The organism is Vibrio clamense, assembly GCF_050337905.1.
Taxonomy (GTDB): Bacteria; Pseudomonadota; Gammaproteobacteria; order Enterobacterales; family Vibrionaceae; genus Vibrio; species Vibrio cortegadensis.
This window is the reverse complement of record NZ_JAKJTJ010000032.1, coordinates 60197-76786: the sequence shown is the minus strand read 5'-3', so window position 1 is coordinate 76786 and position 16590 is coordinate 60197. Positions and strand designations below refer to the sequence as shown.

Here is a 16590-nt window from a genome sequence, read left to right as displayed (position 1 = left end):
GAATATGGGAGTTAGTGCTCCCATATGACTATGGTCCTTAATGGTCCATATCATTAAGACTGATATTAGTAAAAATACTGGCATATTGTCAACGTGTTTACAGCAATCTAATGGAAGATAAATCGCAAGCTTAATGCGCATTATACAATTTATGTTACGGGCTTCATTTTAAAAGCGATTCTCGTTCTTCGCATGTACGAAACAAGTTCCGACAATGAGCAGTTCTCTCGCCCACCCTTTGATGCACTCAGGCTTGCAGCAAACCGCTCAACATAAATCTAGATACATAATACGCACCTAGTATATAGGCACAAAGTTGTAACCCGGCATTGTTCCCAAGTTAAGATATCAATCTATTAAGCCTAATTGATGCTGAAAGATATAAACCAATCCAACGTTCTAACAAATGGTTTATACAGCGTTTAGCAAGTCATCTTGAACTTCTTCACTGGCCATGTGGAGATACTTAAGCCTGCTGACTGGGCGTTCAAACTCAAGCTTCACAACTATTAACCTCGCTATCGTCTCAATTTCTTCCTTAGAGATCCTATCCAAATCGTCGACTCATTTGAATGACTTAACTACGGGTGATACTTAGACACTCATCGTAGACGCTGCCTATGGATAAGAAAAATCATAGTCAGCGATAAGCAATCCGCTTTTACTGCAAGTCGCCGATGTATGAGTAGCGTTGTGTGTATAGATATCCCGTCGCATTTATTAGCGACAAGCTCTCTATCTTTTGAATCGTGCAGAGCAAACTCAAATAAATTGGAGGATTTGAAATAGCCATAAGCGTAAACGACGAGCGTTCAAACAACCTACACTATGGATCTCAAGCGAAGCCCAACGGGCACTGCTAAACCTTTTGTTAAACGCCACCCATGAGTGCATCCAACTTAACCATTTTCTTCAATGCGGTTTAATTAGGCCTGTTCAGTCTCACCCATAAAATTGTCTTAGCTTTGAACACCCACTCAGTTATTCAAATAGCCTACCGCTACGAGACAGTGTCACTTTAGTTACAGTGTCTCGCCTCCTAGAACATGGCAGTTCTCCCACATCAAGAAGTGACACTGTAATTCCTTTTAAGCATAAATCCCTACTACCTATGATAATCCTTTTCCACAAAAGGCTAACAGCACAAATCACTAGTTAGATATCCCAATTGTTTTACTTACATTTATTTTCGTAATTTAATTACACGCCAAGGTGCTATTAATCATCATTCAGAATAAAATTCCGTTGCAAATCACTAGTTTTAAAAGGTTTTTTCCGAGATCGACGATATAACGCCAAGCTTTAAGATGGTTAGCGTTACGATTAAACAATGCAGATGATTATGCTGTTTTAGGTAAATAAGCTCATAAATCAACACTAAAGTGAGTGTTTGAGGTTTTGTTGCTGGAATTGAGTGAAACTACGAATAGAAAATGAGCGTAAGTGTGAGTCTATCAGGGGGGAGAGAAAAAGAGGGTAATGCTACCCTACTCTTTTATTGGTTGGCTTTTTCAGCACGGATTTGTTCAGCAATAATTTTAATTGCTTCTGCTGTGCTCACGCCTTGTTGCATTAACTTTTGGATTTCTTCTACAGCGGCTTGCTGCTCTTGGTGGGATAGTGTTAAGTCGTCAAACATAATCGGCTCCTAAAATTCAGGAGCCGACTATATAAGGTCAATTAATAAGTAGCAAGGAAATTTATTGAAGCACCCATCGCATCTTCATTCGTGTAGCTGGCGGCAACATCAATTTCAAATATATTCAGAGGAGAGATCCCTAAACCAGCGGTAATGGTATCTTCAGTATCTCTCGCTAAGTTCGTCATGTAACCACCACGAATTTGTACTTGGCGGATCAAGTCAATTTCAAAACCAGCCCTTAACATTTGAGTGTTATCATCAAATTGACTGAATCGTTTCTCTTCATTGAGATCATAATCCACACTTACTGTGAAATAGTCAGATACAATCCCAGCCCCAATAGTATACAAAGGTCGCATACTGTACTCATAGCCGATGTCCCAAGTTTTGGAACCTGCTGTATGTTGGTATTTCTTGGTCTCTATATCACGACCCATCAAATTTTTTGCTGCAAAGCCAATACGTACAGGTCCGTAGAACCATAGTGCACCGGCATCGAGATTAAATACTGTCTCAGCCGTTTCATTTTCTCTAACATCACCAATATCATAAGCAGAAAAAGAGGTCGCGTATGAATATGTATAAATACGTTGTAATTTAGGGGAGATCCCAAAAGCAAGGTGCTGATTTAAAAATGTTTGGTACTTAGCAAGCGATATCCCCACTTCTGTCACACCAATGCTCACTGCTTCAACGATACTATTATTTGCTTTAGTGACGCCGTCACCTGCTGCCGTATCAATTCTTGGAGTGACAAAGGTTTCAGTATACGCTTTACCAAAAATATTAGCGGCTATAAATTTATTGGGTATACCAAAAGCAACTACACCACCAAGTTCTAATTTAGCGCTATCCCCATCCATCGCAGTTAGAGCTGCGTCTAATGCGGCTGCATCAGGTGGAGTGGCAGCCAGTCCGTCAGCTATTCCATCTATCTGATCCACTAGGTTGTTTTCATCATTATAGGAAATGCCGATACTCGGAAGTATCATACCAGCATCATCATTACGTCTATAAATTGCTGTTAATGCTGGGTTATAGAATGGAGCGGTCAAATAGGATGCTGAAACGGTACCAACTCCCCCCATTGCGTCACCACGAGCCTCTACTGAATAGTTTGCTGCAACAGCGGGGACGGATGCAAGGGTAATAGAACTGATAAGTATTTTAGTCGAATTTTTCATATTAGTATTTTTTGTTATTTCCCTATTAGGATTAGCGGCACTTCTGCTTAAAACTTTAGTTATTCGCTCCTAGATATATCATAAGTTTTGCTGATAGTCTGAGATTGCTCTATCACAATATTACCTTGCCACCGCTGATGTCTCATTGAGACGGCAAGAACATATCGATTTGGGGGGAAACTTTCAGTGTCTAGTGAGTCAGGATAGTCAGTCTCGTAGCTTTGGCCCCATATTTGAACATATTTTCCATCGACGTCATCATAGAGCGCAGTTTCAAGTGTTGGTAAGGGACAGTAAGGGTTAAGTAGAGCGTCTTTTGAAACTGACCACTTGTCTTTTGATGCCCATCGAACTCGCTGTTTTAGCTTCGAGTTGGTAAAAATCACCCATGAACTCCACTCTTGGTCATCTGAATTTTCTATGTTCAGGCGATATAGCCCTGCTGGTAGTCTGTTAGCTAAATTGTACCTTTGTATATAAGCGTGCTGCTTGGATGTGACATTGTCACGCGACTGACTGTAAAAATCACTGTCTTTTGATATTTTTTTGTCAACCCAGCGCTCTAAATTAATCGTTTTGATGATATTCGGTGAGATTACTTCTACCACCGCTCGATATGAATCTCTACCCGGGCTTTGTATGGTTTGATTGCGAATAATGACAGAGGTAATCCAGTCTGGAAAATTATTTTGTGCTAATGATTTACCACAATCTCGTTCAAGCGATTGATTAAGTAGACCATTTAAATGGGTACTCAGGGTCGATGATTTGTTTTGTTGCCATACCTCTACCAATGAAGTAAACATCGATTTCAAGTCGTCATTCAACAAATTTTGATGGGCATGAGTCAATGGCGTGTTTTCATCAAACCAGTATTCCGCCAACACTACTTTAGGTGCTAGCGAAAAAATCAGAATAAGAGACAATCCAAGTTTCGATATCATCATGCTTTCATTTTATATCCTACACCACGCAATGTTTCTATCTCTAAGCCTGGTAACTTTTGGCGTAGTTGTAGTACATGTGTATCAACGGTTCTAGTGGTTGGGAAATGGTTATAACCCCAAACATGATCAAGCAACTCATCTCGAGTAAACACTCTGCCAAGGTTACTAGCGAGGAAAAGTAAAAGATCAAACTCTGTGCGAGTTAATGTAACGGAGATATCATTGAAAAAAACTTCTCTGGTCGCTTTATCTATAACCAAGTTTTCAGTGGTGACTTTCATTTCATCAACCGCTTCAGATTCTGGTAATCTAAGTTGTGCTCTGATACGTGCAAATAACTCCGCCTCGGCGAATGGTTTAGTGAGATAGTCGTTAGCCCCTGCATCAAGTCCTGACACTTTGTCTTTAACTGTAACTAAAGCCGTTAACAGTATGACGGGAACATCTTTCGTTTTTTTCCAATTCGCTAAGTGTTGAACAGAATCGCCATCGGGAAGTTGTCTGTCTAAGATAACTAAATCCGCTTTTTCCCAGTACTGTTCGACTTCTGAAATTAATTCAGCATGTAAACACTCATACCCAGCTTGCTCTAAACTTACTAATAGTCCATCCGCTAGATTTTTGTCATCTTCAACGAGTAGCAATGTCTGTTTCACAGGGTATCTCCAAAATAAATGTAGTTGGCGGGCCAATGAGAGTCATTTTCCCTCCCATTCGTCCAACCATAGATTCAACAATTGTTAGGCCTAACCCTAGGCCACTTTTACTTTCGAACGGTTTTCTTAACCTTCGCCAGTCTTTATTCGTTAATGTCCCTTGGTCAATAACTCGAATAACCAAGCGACTGTTATCTGTTGTCACTTCGAGAGTGATGGGTGCTACGCCATATTTCACCGCATTGCGAATTAAATTATCAATGCATGTACCAAGCCAGTAGATATTCACTTTTGCTGCAATATCCTGATTAAAGCTGAGAGTGACAGGCGCTTGCAACCCCTCTACTTTATATTCTAGCCACTCTTGAACTGAGGGAATCCATTCACTTGCAAGAGTTTGGTTATCGGACTGTAAATAATCCTTACTTGCTTCAGCTAATTGCCTTAATCTTCGCGTGTCTTCACATAATTTTCTAAATTCGCCGTAAACAGATTCCGGTAGCTTTTCGAACTCACGTCTAAAGCCTTCCACTGTCATCGATAAGCTAGCAATCGGTGTTCTCAATTCATGTGTCAGAATTTGTAGAACAAGCATCCGACTTTTAAGTTCATTTTTTTTGACATTCCAACGATAGATTGACCATCCAACCACTAGAAATATATTGGCAACGATCAATACGATCATGCTGATACGGAGTACTTCAGAATGATCTTTAACATCCCAACACAAATTACCCCTTTGAACTAAACACGTTGTTGATTCAGAAGATAATTTGTAATTCAGACCTGAGAGTTCAGCATTTTCTTTCCATATCGAGCTATTAAACAAATAATACAGCTCCCCTTTCCTTAGCCATAATTCATCATTTTCGACAAACATACTGGCCCCAGAGATGAGCGATGTGATTGCGTCACTATCCATTTCTTGTAGACGGGTAAGCAGTTCATTGTCTATAGATTGTGGTCGCTCCTGAATATGCATGTATTGCTGTAACGGCTCAAATTGCTCAGGATGATTTTGCACATATCGGGCAGCGTATGTGCCGCCACCAGGGTGAATTAGATTGCTTCGTGAAAACCAACGAGAAGAAAGAGGAGTACCTTTACACATAGAGCGAGTAAAAACTAAAGGTTCAGTAATTAAAGGACTTAGTGGCAGCTTTCCATTACATGTTTCGGCAAGCCGGTAAAGTTGTTGGATATCTTTAAGTGGGTACTTTGCGGTTTGCGGTAGCATTGACTCAGGAGCTAGAAGTTTTGTCGGATAATCAGACTGTAATACACGTATATCGTAAAATTGAGTAGCAGACTCATAATCAAATTGATCAGCAAAGTTTTCTATTCTTTCAGGCAGGGAATCTGCTAACGCATTTGCAGAAAATAGCGTTAATAATAGTAGTAATGAATAGCTGATTTTTTTTATCAATTTAGTTGCTTTAAACTTCTAAGTGTCATGATTTTAAGTCATTATCTTATAAATCTTGTTATGAGTCCAAATTCATTTTTCTCTCTTATCGATATACAATACTCTCCAATCTCTGAATGCAGTATCAATAATTAAATTGTCGTCTTATCAGTCAGAGAACCACATATGTTTTTGAGGATAAAATGAACAGAAAACAAGAAGCTGCAAAAATATGGAATGAACGTCATGTAGAGCAATTACGCTTCATTAAATTAGTTCTAGAGAATCGAGGGTACAAGCATAACATTGAAAACGAAGAAGAGTTCAATGACACGGTTGGAAAAATAATCTTTCACGATGAGCATCAAGATCATATATGTTATCTAACCGACTCATGTATAACATTTAAGAATTTGGACTTATGCTTAACCTTAGATGAATTCAGTCTCTGGCTTGATTCTTAACTATCAGAATATACTTTAAATTCTGACTAACATTGTTTCATTAGTCTCAGAAGAAAAAAAGGCAGCCTCAATATGGGCTGCCTTTTGCTATTTCTTAAACTGATGCTTAAAAAACTTAGATTACAAGTGTTCTAAGATACTCAGGCATGAAGCTTTCGCATCACCAAACAACATTTGAGTATTATCTTTGAAGAACAATGGGTTTTGTACGCCCGCATAACCGGTATTCATTGAACGTTTAAATACGATAACGTCTTTTGCATTCCATACTTCCAACACTGGCATACCAGCGATTGGGCTGTTTGGATCATCAATAGCCGCAGGGTTAACCGTATCGTTAGCACCGATGACAAGAACGGTATCTGTCTCACCGAAATCATCATTAAGCTCGTCCATTTCCAATACGATATCGTAAGGCACTTTTGCTTCAGCAAGTAGTACGTTCATATGTCCTGGTAAACGTCCTGCAACAGGGTGGATACCAAAGCGAACGTTAACACCTTGTGCACGTAACTTCTCTGTAATTTCATGAACTGGATATTGCGCTTGAGCAACAGCCATGCCATACCCTGGAGTGATAATGACAGACTTAGAGTTTTTCAGCATATCCGCGACATCTTCAGCCGATGTTTCTCTATGCTCACCTTGTTCTTCATCACCAGAGCTCACCGTCACTTCTTGACCAAAGCCACCTGCAATAACACTGATGAATGAGCGGTTCATTGCTTTACACATAATGTAAGAAAGAATCGCACCTGAAGAGCCAACGAGCGCACCTGTTACGATCAACAAGTCATTTGCAAGCATGAAACCTGCCGCTGCTGCTGCCCAACCAGAGTATGAGTTAAGCATTGATACAACCACTGGCATATCTGCACCACCGATTGAAGCAACAAGGTGGTAACCGAATACGAATGCAATTAATGTCATTACAATAAGAGCAAACATACTGCCTTCAACATTGACAAAGTGGATCATCAGCAGCGTTGAAACAACGACAGCGGCTAGATTCATCTTGTGTTTGTGTGGAAGGTTTAGCGCAGAAGACGAGATTAATCCACGTAATTTACAGAAAGCGACAATCGAACCTGTAAATGTAACGGCACCAATAAATACACCAAGGAAAACTTCAACTAAGTGAATGTTTAACATCGCACCAGTCAGTTCGCCATGATCGATATAGCTGTTATAAGCAACCAGTACCGCCGCCATACCAACAAAGCTATGAAGAATTGCCACTAACTCTGGCATTTCTGTCATTTCTACTTTTTTAGCATAGTGGATACCAATACCACCACCGATAACCATAGCAACAAGGATCCACGCAATACCTGATGAATCAGGGCTAAAGATCGTTGCTATTAAGGCAATCGCCATACCGGTAATACCGTAGTAGTTACCCGCGCGAGCCGATTCCTGCTTTGATAAACCAGCAAGACTCATGATAAAAAGAACTGCAGCAACAATGTAAGCTGCTTGTACTAATCCTGCAGACATCTGTTACTCCTTATTTTTTACGGAACATTTCAAGCATACGTTTCGTGACAGTAAAGCCACCGAAAATATTGATGCTTGCAATCAACACGGCAATGAACGAAAGGAAAGTTACAACGCCACTTCCTTGACCTATTTGTAGCAATGCACCAACAACGATAATGCCTGAAATAGCATTGGTTACTGACATAAGTGGTGTATGCAATGAATGCGAGACATTCCAAACCACGTAATAACCGACAACACAAGCCAAAACGAATACAGTGAAGTGAGCAAGGAATGCAGCAGGAGCGACAGACGCAATCCAACCGAATGCTCCAATACCAATTGCAAGTGCTGCGATTTTCTTCACAGGAGATGCTGGTTCTTCAACTTTTGCTTCTACTACTGGTTCTTTTGCTTTCGCTTGAGGCTGAGCAGATACCTGAATTGGTGGCGCAGGCCAAGTAACCTCACCTTCTTTTACAACGGTAACGCCACGTAGCACAACATCTTCAAAATCGATGTCGATAGTGCCGTCTTTTTCTTTGCATAGAAGTTTTAAAAGGTTAACTAAGTTAGTGCCGTATAGCTGAGAAGATTGAGTCGGTAGGCGACCAACCATATCGGTATAACCAACAATCTTCACACCGTTTTCCGTTGTGATGACTTGGTCTGCTACCGTATATTCACAGTTACCACCATTTGCAGCCGCCAAATCGACGATGACACTACCCGCTTTCATACTGTCTACCATCTCTTTGGTAATCAGTTTTGGCGCTGGGCGTCCCGGGATAAGTGCGGTTGTAATAATGATATCAACGTCTTTAGCTTGGTCTGCATAGAGTTCTTCTGCTTTCTTATTAAAAGCTTCAGACATCTCTTTTGCGTAACCATCGCCAGCGCCTGTATCTTCTTGGAAATCAACTTCCAAGAATTCAGCACCCATAGATTGAACTTGCTCTTTTACTTCAGGACGAACGTCAAATGCACGAACAATGGCACCAAGACTACCTGCGGCACCGATGGCTGCTAAGCCCGCAACACCAGCACCAGCAACTAAGACTTTAGCTGGCGGCACTTTACCTGCAGCTGTGATTTGACCTGTGAAGAAACGACCAAATTCATGCGCAGCTTCCACAACAGCACGATAACCCGCAATGTTTGCCATAGAACTCAGCGCATCTAAAGCCTGAGCCCTTGAGATACGAGGAACTGCATCCATCGCCATTACGTTGATGTTTTTGCTTGATAGCTTTTCCATCAATTCCGGATTTTGAGCTGGCCACACGAAGCTGACTAAACTCGCACCATCCTGCATTAATTCAATTTCATCAACACCAGTTGATTCATTAAGTTGCGGTGCATTTACTTTAAGAATAAGTTCAGATTTCCAAACTTCTTCAACTGAAGCAATTGTCGCCCCAGCAGCTTCAAAAGCAGCATCGTCAAAGCTAGCTAATAAACCAGCCTTTGTTTCAACTGTGACTTCAAATCCCAGTTTTAAAAGCTGCTCAACCGTTTTCGGTGTTGCAGCTACTCGCGTTTCACCCGCAAGTATCTCTCTTGGCACACCAATTTGCATAGTTATTCCCTACTATTGGCACAATGAATATTCTGTTTTTATCTAACGACAGCGTTAACTTCAAGTGTTTTGTAATAAAAATACAAAATTTCATTACATATAACCTTAAGTAATCGGTGATTGTCTCTGTTGTTAAGGAAAAAAACAACATTTTAAACACTACACAGAGGTCAAACCACTCCAGAAAATATCACTTTAAAAACAACTGGATAAAGTCGAACTTTGTACATAAAAAAAGCCATAGCATAAACGCTTACGGCTTAAAATAAGGTGATTATCATCAATCTAACGGTAAGTCGCCGTTAAAAGATGTTCTCACCCATTTGATCGATGAACATTTGAGCTTTCTTAAGCATCAACTCATTCGCATCATTTTTGTTTGCTATCACATCTGAACGGATAAAACGGTGAGACTTAAGTTCACCACTGATTTCTTTTGTAATTCGTCCTGCGATTCTATATTGGCCCGACTCGGCTAAAGACTCCTGGTAAATCAAAAATCCTTTGTACTCTACTGCTTCAACCTGCTCTATAGCTTCAGGTTTCTTACTACCGCCAAAAAGCCGCGAAAAAAGTCCCACAACCCTCTCCTTTATTATTCTGTTTTATAGTTAAGCAATGGCTTTTCAAACCATTCCAATTCCACATCATCATCTGGATTTGAATGAGTGAAGATTACGGGAACATCAACGTCTCTGTTTTTACGACGGTCGTTTACAACCATACTTTCAGCAGCTATGACAGCCGTTAATGCACTCTCTTTTAATTTTACTAGATCTTTCTCTGGTAAAGCGGATAAAAAATCGATGTCGAAGCGGATATAAACAGGTCTCAATTGACTAAGAGCTAAACAGGCAAGATCAGCCAACTGTTCATTATCATATTTTTCAATGTATGAATCTTCAGCCAAAACGTGGCCAACAAGAGTTTCCATGTAGTTGTGCACATCAACGCTAATTTGCATTGTTTAATCTCCTTGTTGTGTCGATTACATTTTGTAGCGCTTGTTAAAGAGAATATCAACCTGTTAATCATAAAAAGTTAATATTGGTCTCTTTTTGTTCATCATGTCTATTTTCTTCTATTAGTTTAGCAAAAAGCTTGGAAAATCATTAAATAAAAGTATCCTAAGCAATTCTCGTTCATAAGAATTATAGTTTAGGCTAGGTTTTAATCACCAATGACATCTTTCGTGTCTACTAGTATCTTTAGATTCCTTTTCCCGTGGCTTCTTTTATTTATGCTGCTAATTGGAATGAACAATGTAATTTTAGTCACCAGCGCCAATCAAGGCTTTGCTGGGAACTTGCCTTATATCTTATTTGCCATCGCAATTGTTCTTTGCCACACCTTTAAACAAGGTAGGATGGCGATGGTTTCCATTGCTATGCTGATCGCTTATAGCGTCATTCAACTCCGCCTTCAAAGTTCGTTATCCACTGGTACCACATTAATAGAGCTTTCTCTACTGACGGTTCTTCTTCCCGTTGCTTGTCTGTTTGTTCACGCTTTTCAAGATTCTGGTGTGAACTCTAAAGGCGTTGCGATTTTCACATCGACTCTTTTTCTATTTATTGTCTGGGCACAGCTGACTCTTAATCATTTCAATGATGGAGGGTTCGATAATCTCAGTGAGAGCCTTCTATTTTCACTGCCAGAGTATTCGAAACTGCCTGTTATTCTTATTCTATATTGTATTGCGATATCTGGAGCCACCAGCATCATGGTTCTAATGAATAATCGCTCAATAGACGTTGTGGTTTACTCTGCAATTTTACTTTCATCCACCACCTTTATTTTCTTTGATGTTCAGTACATTTCCAGCACCATGTTTTCGCTTTCAGGCATTTTGGTTATTGTTTACGTTATCTCTGCCAGCCATGAGATGGCATTTAATGATCGACTGACCAACATTCCTGGCAGACAAGCTTTTGACCTTGATACTCGACTGCTCGGGCGCAAATTCACTATGGCGATGCTAGATATTGACCATTTCAAAAAATTCAACGACACCTATGGCCATGATACTGGTGATGACGTGTTAAAGCTTGTAGCAAGCCGGTTAGCACTCACAGGCGGAAATGCAAAAGTGTATCGATATGGTGGAGAAGAGTTCACTCTCGTTTTTAAAGGCAAAACCAAGAAGCAAGCCTTGCCCTATCTCGAAGAGTTACGTGCAGATATCGAAGAATATGAAATGGTCATTCGAAACAACGACGGAAGACCTACAAGTGATGATCTCGGCGTACAAAAGCGTGGCAGGGGGAGCAATAAAACTAAAACCGTTACCGTGACTGTTAGTATTGGTGTGTCTGATAGTTCAGTTACACGTAAACACGAAGAAGTGCTAAAGTTTGCGGATCAAGCGTTATACAAAGCAAAGAAAAAGGGCCGCAATCGAGTTTGTGTTTAATGGCAGAACTTTCAATCTTGGTTGAAAAACAGAATGATACTACCGCCCTTCAAATTACTACCATAATTAATATTTAGCCCTATTCCGACATTATCAATTAAGTCTGTTTCAAAAGGGGGAGTCATTAACCACCCGATACTGCCTTCATAATAGTGACTTGTGCCAAATGGAGTTGAAGTATCTCCACCAATATCAACTCTACGAATACTGCTGTAAACCGATTGTACGGCTCTTCCCCATTGATCAAAATCGTAAAAAGCCGCTAGGCCGTTACTTACAAACCAGCCTTCAGGATTGCCAATATGACCGTTATTCGCATCCCCCCAGCCGAAACCATAAAAATAGTTTAACCGAGATTTAAACGTCCACTTTCCCCAATCTTTAGGCTGCTCATACTTAAATTCAATATTGGGCTCTATCACCGTAGCCCAGGCACTGGTATTAACAATGACACCATCTACAATGTCTTTGATTGGATCTAACACCTCACTTCCATATTCATACCGACTTCTATAGTACTGAATATGTGTGCCGATCCCCCAGTTCATGCTCCAATCTTCATTTAGAGCTTGTATGTATTCGTATTCAACGCCAAGACCGGCCACAAGCTCTCTATGTCGATCATCGCTATAATTTGAATCTATTTCGACACTCTGATCGACAACAAGAGATGATAACCGAACCGATATTTGGTGCTTATTAACGGCGTCATCATCACTGAGATCAAAAGTATATGGCAATATCGTCACGGCGATTTTTTTTCGTAAATTGATCGAATCTTCCGTACCAATATTTTCATTTTTCAAATCAAACCAATCATTTGGATCAAAGTCATGAAAGCCAAACGTTAGAACATCACTATCGGTGAGAATAATCGCTGCGGCAAAATTGCGCTCAAGATCTTTCTGAAATTGGCTTTGAATATTTGAAGCGATAGATGCAAGTGGAAAAAATAGCAAAGAGAAGGCAAAACTACGGGAAATGATTCGGCCCATTAAGATTCCTATTAAATGAAATAATCGAAAGCAGTTGCTTAGTGTTATTTTCAAGTATAGGTCTGAATCTAAAAGATAAAACCCCACAAATTGATTTTTGCGGGGTTATTCTATGAAATGATACCGTTATGACAGTAGGTTTATCAACGCGGAAGTGGCAGCAATAGCAAGAACACTAGCCCCTAACTTTTCTTTAAAATTAAATGCTTGTTGCTGCTGCTCTTTTTTTGCTTTTATGAAAAACAATAATCCAGGAACATAAAGGAGTGCAGAGAGAAGTAAATAGTTTAAACCCGATGCATAAAGCAGCCAGACACCATACGCACTTGCAAAGATACCAACATAGAGTAATGAACCTCTATTCTCAGTATCTATGGCCAGCTTCAATGTATAGGCGCCCACAAGAAAATATGGGACAAGAATCATCTCAGAAGCAATGATAAGTAGAGTGTCGTAAGTACTACCAGCAAACATCACGAAGATCAGCGAAAATTGGATGCAAACATTGGTAAACGTCAGTGCTTTATATGGACTACCGCTGTCATTTTTTTTCGCAAATACTTTAGGGAACATTTTATCTTTTGCACCTAAATATGGCGCTTCAGATGCAAGAACGGTCCAACTTAGAAATGCGCCGCATACAGAAATAAGCAAGCCGACACCAATAACTAGTTCTCCCCACGGGCCAATGATCTCTGTTAACACTTTCGCCATTGAAGGGTTTTGATACGTCGCTAGCTCTTGTGTACTGATCACCCCCATAGACAACAAAGTTACAAATACATAAATCGTAAGTGCGGTTAACAAACCTAAAATTGTTGCTTTGCCTATATCACCACGCTTTTTAGCTCGACTTGATACAACGACAGCACCTTCAACACCGATGAACACCCAAACCGTAATCAACATGGTACTTTTTACTTGTGCAAGTAAATCATGTTCTGGTCCAAAGCTTACACCGGTAAAATCAAAAACAAAGGTGTCCCATTTAAAGGCAATAGAAGCGCAGAGGATAAACAGAATCAATGGGATAAGTTTAGCGCAAGTGGTAATAACATTGATCAATGCAGCAGTTTGGACTCCGCGTAATACCAATGCATGCACCAGCCATAACAGAATCGAAGATCCAGCAACAGATAACCATGTGTTGCCTGCGCCGAAATAGACGGCATCTGGTTGATCAAATAGCATTCCAAGCGTACTGAAGACAATCACCAGATAGGATACGTTGGCAAGCATCGCACTTAGCCAATAACCCCAAGCAGAGCAAAACCCGACAAAATCACCAAACCCAGCTTGTGCATAGCCAAACACACCACTATCAATATTAGGTTTTAAGTGAGCAAGATGTTGGAAAGAAAGTGCAAGAAATACCATTCCCACACCAGTAATTAACCAGCCAATCATAACCGCTGCAGGGCTTGCGATCGCGGCTACATTTTGAGGTAAGCTGAAAACGCCCGCCCCGATCATCGAGCCAATGACGAGTGCTGTTAGTGAACCCAGCCCCAATTTCTTTTCCATATTAACCTAATTAAAATCTAACTTATGGTGAGATAGCCGAGTATTATGATGATTTATTGAAAAAATGCACGATATAGCTCATGCATTCGACCAATAATTTAGCAAAAAATGCTTTTATTTGAATTTGATCAATTAATCAGAAATCAAAATGAGCCAGTTGAGAACATCTTGGATACTATCTGTACATCAATGTGTCATAACAATGCAACAGACCGAGAGGAAAGCTAATTGACGTTTAGCTTAATACTACCTCTTTTCGTATTTTTGGCTTCAAATAGAGCCTTATCCGCCAGTTGTACCAACTCTTCTAATTCCCATGAGTTAGGCATAATACGCTGATGCTCAATCCCAATGGTTACCGTCACTTTTTCACTGATTGGAGAGTGGGCATGAACTAGGGCGGATTGCTCAAGCTTGTCACTCAGTTCAGATGTTATCTCTTCCACATCATCTAATGTCAGGTGAGTGAAAAACAGTAGGAATTCATCACCACCATAACGAAAACACATTCCGTTTTTTCGTTCTACACTTTTTAAACAGTCTGCGATGGTACGTAATGCTTTATCGCCATAAGTATGGCCATAGTGATCATTGAGTTGTTTAAAATAGTCCACATCAATCATAAAGATTGTCGCACTCGCATGATCACGCTTTGCTCTCTCCATTACAGGAGGAACATAATTTTCCAAAGCATGCCTGTTAAACACTTGTGTTAAGTGGTCAGTGTTCGTCAGCCCCTCTAACAATTCCGTTTGCTTACCCAGTAGCTCCAAACTTTTATTTAGCTCAGTGACATTTCTCACGCACCATAAAACTTCCCCTTCAGCAGAGAAAGGTGCAACAACGGCACTGAAATATTGCTTCTCTTTTGGTCCAACAATCTCTTCAAACTGCGTTATATCACTTGGGGAAATGGTGTATTCGATCATTTGTGATTCACCCGATAGCGATACCTGCTCTAAAACCTTAAGGAAGGATTTAGCCAGTGCTGGTTCAAACAGATCAGTTAAGGAAGAGCCTAATAACTGCTGGGCATCGTGATGAAGTTGTTGGCTAGTTCCCCCCCACACATTAAGATACTTCCCTGCTCTATCGATTAAAAAGACAGGCTCAGGTAAAACCGATAGCACGTGACTAATTTGACATAATGAACGGCGACAATTGTGGGGAGGTGCATGCATGAATTAATGATTCTAATTTAAAATAGTTTGTTACATTACCAAAACAGTATGCCATTTTATATCTGAATTTGCGGATTTTGAGATATCAAGCACCATTTGGCTGTGTTTATAAAAACACCAAATGATTAGACTTGCTCTATCTAAAACAGCCGACGCTTTAAACCTGTTCGCTCTAAAATACGAGTCGAAATCTCTTCCACTGACATACTTGAAGTATTGATATAGGGGATAGCCTCTCTTCTAAAAAGAGCCTCAACACTGATTAACTCCGTGATGCACTGCTCCGTACTTGCATACTCACTATCAGCGAGTCTATTACCACGTATTTCGGTCAATCGTTCGGCATCAATCGTTAAACCGAACAGCTTATGACGGAAAATCTCGAAGCTTGGCAGCAGTTGAAGTCGTTTTATGTCTTCATCAATAAAGGGGTAATTCACAACGCGCAAACCAAACTGCATTGCCATGTATAAGCTCGTCGGTGTTTTGCCACTGCGAGAAACACCAAGCAAAATAATATCGGCCTCTTCTAAACCGCGAAGTGAAATGCCATCGTCATGAGCCAGCGTATATTCAACCGCAGCAATCCGATCAAAATAACCAACTGAATCCTTATTCACACTATGTGATCGTTGTAACTGAGGCTTTGCTTCTAAGTCAAGATCCGCTTCGACTGAGGCCACTAGGCGCTCAAGAACATCATAAAAATGAGCACTGGCTTGAAGCAACCTCTCTTTAATCTCAGGAATGACCATAGAGAAAAAGACCAGCGGAAATGTACCAGAAGTTGAAAATGAGAGTTCGATTTCTTTCAGTAAATCATTCAACTTCTCTTCACTTTCGATGAACGGAAATGTCTGAATATTGGCTTTAAATGGGAATTGAGCCAGTACAGTGTGCCCTAACGTTTCGCAAGTGATGGCCGTTCCGTCAGAAACATAGAACACATCACGACTTTGATATTCTGTTTGCATATTTTATTTAAGTTTTAAAAATTTTTTGAGTAGGATGTACCCATAATAACGAAATCCTACACGGGCATGCTATTACGTCCCCCACAGCTTTTAACATTTGTGAAAATTTTTTAAGCCAATACGTAATCGTTTGCCTTTTTCGCACTT

General features: G+C 40.3%; 14 protein-coding genes. 1 reads left to right on the top strand and 13 read right to left on the bottom strand.

The features are described 5' to 3' along the window. Nucleotides 1–1495 precede the first annotated feature (1495 nt). The 9 genes from L4C39_RS17820 to L4C39_RS17780 form a co-directional block, all read right to left on the bottom strand. Nucleotides 1496–1639 (bottom strand): YoaH family protein, encoded by a 144-nt coding sequence (locus tag L4C39_RS17820; RefSeq protein WP_017053226.1) that lies wholly within the window; start codon nucleotides 1637–1639, stop codon nucleotides 1496–1498. Between the two features lie 41 nt (nucleotides 1640–1680). Continuing rightward, nucleotides 1681–2826 carry a conjugal transfer protein TraF gene (locus tag L4C39_RS17815; RefSeq protein WP_429747243.1) on the bottom strand — a complete coding sequence of 382 codons (1146 nt, stop codon included), beginning with the start codon at nucleotides 2824–2826 and terminating at the stop codon, nucleotides 1681–1683. 59 nt (nucleotides 2827–2885) lie between these two features. Continuing rightward, nucleotides 2886–3770 carry a DUF2861 family protein gene (locus L4C39_RS17810; RefSeq protein ID WP_429747247.1) on the bottom strand — a complete coding sequence of 295 codons (885 nt, stop codon included), beginning with the start codon at nucleotides 3768–3770 and terminating at the stop codon, nucleotides 2886–2888. Continuing rightward, the gene (vxrB, locus tag L4C39_RS17805) at nucleotides 3770–4429 is read right to left on the bottom strand and encodes a response regulator transcription factor VxrB (protein ID WP_017053229.1); all 660 of its coding nucleotides are present in this window, start codon (nucleotides 4427–4429) and stop codon (nucleotides 3770–3772) included. The genes L4C39_RS17810 and vxrB overlap by 1 nt, the downstream gene beginning before the upstream one ends. Next, on the bottom strand, nucleotides 4404–5855 hold the full coding sequence (vxrA, locus tag L4C39_RS17800) for a sensor histidine kinase VxrA (RefSeq protein WP_261889717.1): 1452 nt from the start codon (nucleotides 5853–5855) through the stop codon (nucleotides 4404–4406). The genes vxrB and vxrA overlap by 26 nt, the downstream gene beginning before the upstream one ends. 563 nt (nucleotides 5856–6418) lie before the next feature. After that, complete coding sequence (gene pntB, locus L4C39_RS17795) at nucleotides 6419–7795, bottom strand: Re/Si-specific NAD(P)(+) transhydrogenase subunit beta (RefSeq protein ID WP_017053232.1); 1377 nt, start codon at nucleotides 7793–7795, stop codon at nucleotides 6419–6421. Between the two features lie 10 nt (nucleotides 7796–7805). Continuing rightward, nucleotides 7806–9356: a Re/Si-specific NAD(P)(+) transhydrogenase subunit alpha gene (gene pntA / locus L4C39_RS17790; protein WP_371712195.1), complete on the bottom strand. Its 1551-nt coding sequence runs from the start codon at nucleotides 9354–9356 to the stop codon at nucleotides 7806–7808. 302 nt (nucleotides 9357–9658) lie between these two features. Further along, a complete protein-coding gene (locus tag L4C39_RS17785; RefSeq protein WP_017053234.1) occupies nucleotides 9659–9937 on the bottom strand; it encodes an HlyU family transcriptional regulator in 279 nt (92 codons plus the stop codon). Nucleotides 9938–9951: 14 nt separating this feature from the next. Further along, nucleotides 9952–10320 carry a late competence development ComFB family protein gene (locus L4C39_RS17780; RefSeq protein WP_017053235.1) on the bottom strand — a complete coding sequence of 123 codons (369 nt, stop codon included), beginning with the start codon at nucleotides 10318–10320 and terminating at the stop codon, nucleotides 9952–9954. A gap of 216 nt (nucleotides 10321–10536) precedes the next feature. Here L4C39_RS17780 and L4C39_RS17775 point away from each other — a divergent pair, with 216 nt between their 5' ends. Beyond that, complete coding sequence (locus L4C39_RS17775; protein WP_261889719.1) at nucleotides 10537–11769, top strand: GGDEF domain-containing protein; 1233 nt, start codon at nucleotides 10537–10539, stop codon at nucleotides 11767–11769. 11 nt (nucleotides 11770–11780) lie between these two features. Here the strand turns inward: L4C39_RS17775 and L4C39_RS17770 are convergent, their stop codons facing one another. From L4C39_RS17770 to ppsR, 4 genes are all read right to left on the bottom strand, one after another. Continuing rightward, nucleotides 11781–12764 carry a Solitary outer membrane autotransporter beta-barrel domain gene (locus tag L4C39_RS17770; protein ID WP_429747238.1) on the bottom strand — a complete coding sequence of 328 codons (984 nt, stop codon included), beginning with the start codon at nucleotides 12762–12764 and terminating at the stop codon, nucleotides 11781–11783. Between the two features lie 126 nt (nucleotides 12765–12890). Beyond that, entirely contained in the window at nucleotides 12891–14288 is a 1398-nt protein-coding gene (locus L4C39_RS17765; protein ID WP_429747236.1) for a basic amino acid/polyamine antiporter, read from the bottom strand. 224 nt (nucleotides 14289–14512) lie between these two features. After that, nucleotides 14513–15358 carry a GGDEF domain-containing protein gene (locus tag L4C39_RS17760; RefSeq protein ID WP_429747234.1) on the bottom strand — a complete coding sequence of 282 codons (846 nt, stop codon included), beginning with the start codon at nucleotides 15356–15358 and terminating at the stop codon, nucleotides 14513–14515. 251 nt (nucleotides 15359–15609) lie between these two features. After that, nucleotides 15610–16443 carry a posphoenolpyruvate synthetase regulatory kinase/phosphorylase PpsR gene (gene ppsR, locus L4C39_RS17755; RefSeq protein ID WP_429747232.1) on the bottom strand — a complete coding sequence of 278 codons (834 nt, stop codon included), beginning with the start codon at nucleotides 16441–16443 and terminating at the stop codon, nucleotides 15610–15612. Nucleotides 16444–16590 lie beyond the last annotated feature (147 nt).

What these genes read in the sequence shown, in the direction of transcription:
- L4C39_RS17815 (WP_429747243.1), bottom strand. Translation starts at nt 2,826, where the DNA reads ATGAAAAATTCGACTAAAATACTTATCAGTTCTATTACCCTTGCATCC.
- L4C39_RS17765 (WP_429747236.1), bottom strand. Translation starts at nt 14,288, where the DNA reads ATGGAAAAGAAATTGGGGCTGGGTTCACTAACAGCACTCGTCATTGGC.
- L4C39_RS17820 (WP_017053226.1), bottom strand. Translation starts at nt 1,639, where the DNA reads ATGTTTGACGACTTAACACTATCCCACCAAGAGCAGCAAGCCGCTGTA.
- L4C39_RS17780 (WP_017053235.1), bottom strand. Translation starts at nt 10,320, where the DNA reads ATGCAAATTAGCGTTGATGTGCACAACTACATGGAAACTCTTGTTGGC.
- L4C39_RS17775 (WP_261889719.1), top strand. Translation starts at nt 10,537, where the DNA reads ATGACATCTTTCGTGTCTACTAGTATCTTTAGATTCCTTTTCCCGTGG.
- ppsR (WP_429747232.1), bottom strand. Translation starts at nt 16,443, where the DNA reads ATGCAAACAGAATATCAAAGTCGTGATGTGTTCTATGTTTCTGACGGA.
- pntA (WP_371712195.1), bottom strand. Translation starts at nt 9,356, where the DNA reads ATGCAAATTGGTGTGCCAAGAGAGATACTTGCGGGTGAAACGCGAGTA.
- pntB (WP_017053232.1), bottom strand. Translation starts at nt 7,795, where the DNA reads ATGTCTGCAGGATTAGTACAAGCAGCTTACATTGTTGCTGCAGTTCTT.
- L4C39_RS17810 (WP_429747247.1), bottom strand. Translation starts at nt 3,770, where the DNA reads ATGATATCGAAACTTGGATTGTCTCTTATTCTGATTTTTTCGCTAGCA.
- L4C39_RS17770 (WP_429747238.1), bottom strand. Translation starts at nt 12,764, where the DNA reads ATGGGCCGAATCATTTCCCGTAGTTTTGCCTTCTCTTTGCTATTTTTT.